This window comes from Leptolyngbya cf. ectocarpi LEGE 11479, from assembly GCF_015207065.1.
GTDB lineage: Bacteria > Cyanobacteriota > Cyanobacteriia > Phormidesmidales > Phormidesmidaceae > Leptothoe > Leptothoe ectocarpi.
In genome coordinates, this window is the sequence record NZ_JADEXP010000437.1 from 1 (window position 1) to 4,818 (window position 4,818).

The following is a 4,818-nucleotide window of genomic DNA, read 5'->3' on the forward strand; positions in this document are numbered from 1 at the left end:
AGATTGCCCTTGACGGCAGCTCCCGCGTAGAACATCAGCGGTAGCCCCAATAAAAAGCCATACCAAGCCGGTTGGCAATGCCAGAGAAAAATTCGCGACAGAAACCGCCGCAAGCCCACCCACCCACCGTAGTAAGAGATCAGGATAAATGCCGCTACCGCAGGAGCCCACACCGCCAGAATAAAGAGCGGATGATGGCCACTGATCTCGCCAAATAAGGCCCCCATTAGTCCTGGCAATAGGATATACAGTGCCAAAATGCCCCAGGCTAAGCCAAAGGTGATTAACAGAAAGGGGGCCAGGGCAATCCAGGGAACCAGCCATTGCTGGGTATGAGGTGAGTTAAGATTCATGAGATATCTCTCGCTTGGAGTTTGGGAAAGTGAGATCGCGGCGATCGTTGAATATTCTGTTCTCGGGTATTATTTACCCACCAGGGCTGTATCGCGAGCCAGACAACCATCTTCCATATGGACAATGCGATCGGCAATATCGAGAATACGGGTATCGTGAGTAACCAGCAAAATAGTGCAGCCTTGCTGTTTTGCTAGTCTTTGCATGATCTCGACCACATCTCGGCCAGACTTGCTGTCTAGGGCAGCGGTAGGTTCATCAGCGAGAACGATTTTAGGTTCGCTAACGAGGGCTCTTGCGATCGCAACTCGCTGCTTCTGTCCCCCCGACAAACTATCTGGATAGTAGCTAACCCGATCTCCTATACCAACCGCCTCCAGAATTGCCCGAGAGCGTTGAATCCGGTCCTCAAGCGACAGATTTTCATGCAGCCGCAGCGACATCCCCACGTTCTGCTGCGCCGTCAAACAAGCCAACAGATTATGAGCCTGAAAAATAAATCCAATCTGATTACGCACCTGCACCAGCTGCTGTTTCGTAGCCCCGTATAGCTCTTGACCCAGAATGTTAACACTGCCTTCCTGCACCGACCGTAACCCTGCAATTAGCGTCAGCAAAGTAGTCTTACCACTTCCTGAAGGTCCAGTTAACAACACAATTTCCCCCGCACAAATATCTAAATCCACATCGAACAACACTGGCTTACGCAGCTCGCCCTTGCCAAAGGCATGGTTTAAGTGACGTACGGTGACAACAGGAGGGTGAGTCATAATTGTGGCTAAAGATGGGAAGAGAGGAGAATTATTTTAGTAGAGTTTTTCTTTTAAAACACATCAGCTGGATCGGCAGAACGCAGCTTCCGCATCGAAATGGCGGCTGAAATCATACACATAGCTACCGTTGCAGTAAAAACTTGCAGGGTTACACCTAGACGCATTCCCAAAGGAATGTTGGTCAAATAGGCCAGCAGCTGATACATGCCTAATGAGACGCCATAGCCAGGTAAAAAGCCAAGTATTGCCAGAATAGTGGCTTCTTGAAAAACCACTATCAACAGCCTTCGATCTGAGTAGCCCATCGCTTTAAGGGTGGCATATTCTGGCAGATGGTCGTTAACGTCGGAATACAACACCTGATTAACAATTACAATGCCAACCACCAGACCCATAATGGCTCCAAAATTGAAGATCACCCCCGAGGGTTGGCTTGCCCAGAAGCCAATTTCAGTTTGAATAAATTCTTCGGGGGTAACTACTTTAACTTCCTGTGGTAAACGGCTCTCAAGGGTCTGTCGAACAGTTTCAAGGTCGGCATTGGGTTCTAGGGTTAAGGCCCCTACATTGACGGTATCGAGGCTGTCTGGACCCGTGAACCGTAAATAGTTCGAGTCGCTGGTAATCAGGTGTCCCTCAGTAAAAATGCTGCTCCCTAGGGTAAACAATCCTTCTACTTTGATGCGATGTCCTGAGAGTTCGGTGGTAACTGTTTTGCCCTGAGCCAGAGCTTCTGTTACAGGACCGACCTTGGGCTGAGTTTTTCGATCCAGTAAGATTACATTGGGTAGTTTAATCAGATCGAGTTGCTGATCGACTTCGGGCAAGTCTAGAACAGGATGAGCAGGGTCAAACGCAAGGATCATCATTTCAGTGCCTTCGCCATCCCAAGGATTGATCCACGCACCACCACCAAAATAAAACGGGTCAGCAGAGGCGACTCCTTCAACGGCATTGGCCTGATATAGGTGTCGTCGAGAGAACGTATGACCGAAATAAAGTGCCTCTGTACGCTGGCTCAGCAAGACTAGATCAGCCCGCAGATTTTTGTGGACAAACGTGGAGCCTTCAAACAACATGCTTTGAAACCCCAGCATCGTAAAGATTAAAATGTCGGCAAAGGCTACACCCACCAAGGCCACCAGCAATCGTACTTTTTGATGGCTTAGCTGCGCCCAACCAAGGGGCGGCTCTTGATGCAAACGTTTGAATAATGTCTTAAAAGAAAGCGGTTTCATAGCCAACCCTCTTAACGCTCGACATCTATCGTAATACGTACCTGTAGATTAGTTAGACTCGCTATCTTATCGTTATCGTCAGGGTCGATGCGAACCTTTACTTCGACTACTCGTGCATCTTTATCTGCGGCAGGATCGGCATCGATTACATCTTGTTTTTTGATTTGCATCCCAACATGATCGATGGTGCCGCGAATCTCACCCTCAAAGCCGCCATGTTCACTAATTACGGTCGCTCGCTGCCCTGGCTTCACTAACCCAACATCGGTTTCGTAAACTTCTGCGATCGCATACATCTGCGCGGTACGCCCCAACTCTACAATGCCTTGGCTGGTATTCACCTGTTCACCTACATGGGTGTTAATTTTCAAAATTTGGCCCGCCACCGGCACCCGCACATAGTAGTCTTCCAGCTCTGCTTTGATGCGATTGACTTGAGCAACGGCATGGTCCAGCTCCGCCTGGGCAGCCTGCAAATCAACCGGGCGCACTTCCTCAAGTTTGTCCAATAAGGCCTGCTCGTGTCGAATCCGTTCTCCTAAGGTAGATACCGTATTCTCCAAGTGGGCTTTAGCTTCACTCAAAGTGGCCTGGGCCGTTTCAAAGGTCTCTCGCCGTTCGTCACGTACGACCGTCTCAACAGCTCCTTCCTCATGCAGATGATGATATCGCTGATAGGTTTGTTCAGCATTGCGCAGCTCAGCCTGAGCACTGACAATTTCAGCCTGCCGCTCAATCGTTTCAGTCCGAAGCTGAGCCTCCAACTGGTTGATAGTCGCCTGTTGAGCGGCAATATCAGCAATCTTTGCCTCTCCAGTTGCGATTTGGGCTCGCCTGGTCTGGTAGATAACTACATTCTGTTGTGCTTCTGTGAGTTCAGCCTGCTTTTTGTCTAATCCTTGAAGAATTGCGATCACCTCTCCCGCTTCTACCCAGTCTCCTTCAGCCACTAAGAGCTGATTTACACGGCTATCCTGAGCGTTGGCGACCGAGAGCTTTATAACTTCCCCCTGGGGCTCTAATCGCCCCAGAGCCGTGACAGATTGAACCGGCAGAATTTCGACCTGAACGTCCTGAGTCGGCTGCTGTTGGGCCTGGGATAGAATAAAGTAGGTGCCCATTGAGCCCAGTAGTAGAATTGCGATCGCGCCCGTGAGCCAGGACCGAGAAAATGATTTTCGATGAAGAATATTAGTCATTTTGCCAACCCTCAGATCTGGTGTTGACTTTGTTAACGGTTTGAAATCTCCACTTAGATTTTACGTTAGAGTAAATATACCTAGGGGAAAAGCTTACAAGTCTTATCGCTATTAAAACTAATACTCCCTAGCTCCTGTATTAATGCTCGAAGATCGCAACACCGAGGAGAATTCCATGGAACGCGAAGAGCTATTAGAACGATATGCATCTGGAGAACGAGATTTCAGCAAAGTTAATCTAAGCGGCGTAAATCTGGCTGGAGAAAAACTCAGCGGTATTAATTTAATCCGAGCTAATTTGTCCCATACCATCCTGGAAAATGCCAATCTGAGTGGTGCCTTTCTCGTCATGGCCAATCTGAGCGGTGCGAATTTACGCGGGGCCACTTTGATTGTTGCCAATTTAAGTGGGGCCAATCTCGAACAGGCCAGTCTGCAGCATGCTAACCTCTGTGAAGCAGTGCTCACGGGAACGCTTCAGTCCCAGATTGATCTATCGTCAGCCAGCCTACAAGGAGCCATCCTGGCCGGTGCAAGTTTACAGCAAGCAAATTTACAGCAGGCAGATCTGCATGGGGCCAATCTCTATGGGGCTGATTTGCAAAACGCCGATCTCAGTCAGGCCAAGCTTACCCGCACTAACTTACGTGAGGCCAATTTGCAAGGAGCAATTTTGCCTGAGATCCAACTGCAGGAGATTCCCCTGTTAGGATGCTAGACCCAGCATTGGGCAACATTTTGGTGATTGTCATGAAAACAAATGATTTACTAACCCAGTACGCGGCTGGAGAACGCCAGTTTCAGCAAGTGAATCTGAATGGAGCCAGTCTATATCGGGCCGAGCTAGAAGCAATCGTACTTGCAGACGCCAGCCTGATCGGCACAAATTTTAGCGGGGCGACTCTCAGCGGAGCCGATCTCAGTCAGGCTAACTTAATTGGAGCCAATCTCAGTGGAACTGACCTGAGATCGGCCAATTTGAGGGGGGCCTCGGTGATTGGAGCCAATCTTAGTGGGGCCAAATTAGGAGAAGCAAACCTGGCCGAGATTACTTTAAATGGGGCTAATCTCAGCGCCGCTAATTTGAGTAAAGCGAATTTTAGGGCCGCCTCATTGGCTAGAGCCAACTTAGCGGGGGCTGTTTTGAGTCATGTGAACCTTCAAGGAGCCAATTTATCTGGCACTAACTTAAGCTATGCCAGCTTAATCAACGCAGATTTAAGTCAAGCCAATTTAGAGGGAGCTAACTTAGTT

The 4,818-nt window shown here is 49.0% G+C and carries 5 protein-coding genes and 1 pseudogene; 2 read left to right on the forward strand and 4 right to left on the reverse strand.

Annotated features, from left to right (window positions below):
- The 4 genes and pseudogenes from IQ260_RS27780 to IQ260_RS27795 all read right to left on the reverse strand — a co-directional run.
- Nucleotides 1-353 (reverse strand): annotated as a pseudogene (locus IQ260_RS27780) (CPBP family intramembrane glutamate endopeptidase); the annotation flags it as partial.
- 69 nt (nt 354-422) lie between these two features.
- The gene (locus IQ260_RS27785) at nt 423-1,124 is read right to left on the reverse strand and encodes a DevA family ABC transporter ATP-binding protein (RefSeq protein ID WP_193996317.1); all 702 of its coding nucleotides are present in this window, start codon (nt 1,122-1,124) and stop codon (nt 423-425) included.
- A 53-nt stretch (nt 1,125-1,177) separates the two neighbouring features.
- The gene (gene devC / locus IQ260_RS27790) at nt 1,178-2,365 is read right to left on the reverse strand and encodes an ABC transporter permease DevC (RefSeq protein WP_193996318.1); all 1,188 of its coding nucleotides are present in this window, start codon (nt 2,363-2,365) and stop codon (nt 1,178-1,180) included.
- Between the two features lie 11 nt (nt 2,366-2,376).
- Nucleotides 2,377-3,564, reverse strand: coding sequence for an HlyD family efflux transporter periplasmic adaptor subunit (locus IQ260_RS27795; RefSeq protein WP_193996319.1), 1,188 nt, complete (start codon nt 3,562-3,564; stop codon nt 2,377-2,379).
- A 175-nt stretch (nt 3,565-3,739) separates the two neighbouring features.
- Here IQ260_RS27795 and IQ260_RS27800 point away from each other — a divergent pair, with 175 nt between their 5' ends.
- Together IQ260_RS27800 and IQ260_RS27805 are read left to right on the forward strand one after the other, a co-directional pair.
- Nucleotides 3,740-4,282, forward strand: coding sequence for a pentapeptide repeat-containing protein (locus IQ260_RS27800; protein WP_193996320.1), 543 nt, complete (start codon nt 3,740-3,742; stop codon nt 4,280-4,282).
- The coding region (locus IQ260_RS27805; protein WP_228016493.1) for a pentapeptide repeat-containing protein at nt 4,276-4,818 on the forward strand (543 nt) is incomplete at its 3' end. The genes IQ260_RS27800 and IQ260_RS27805, both read left to right, overlap by 7 nt.

Excerpts from the sequence above, each read along its gene's own strand:
- IQ260_RS27785 (WP_193996317.1), bottom strand. The coding sequence starts at position 1,124 with ATGACTCACCCTCCTGTTGTCACCGTACGTCACTTAAACCATGCCTTT.
- devC (WP_193996318.1), bottom strand. The coding sequence starts at position 2,365 with ATGAAACCGCTTTCTTTTAAGACATTATTCAAACGTTTGCATCAAGAG.
- IQ260_RS27795 (WP_193996319.1), bottom strand. The coding sequence starts at position 3,564 with ATGACTAATATTCTTCATCGAAAATCATTTTCTCGGTCCTGGCTCACG.
- IQ260_RS27800 (WP_193996320.1), top strand. The coding sequence starts at position 3,740 with ATGGAACGCGAAGAGCTATTAGAACGATATGCATCTGGAGAACGAGAT.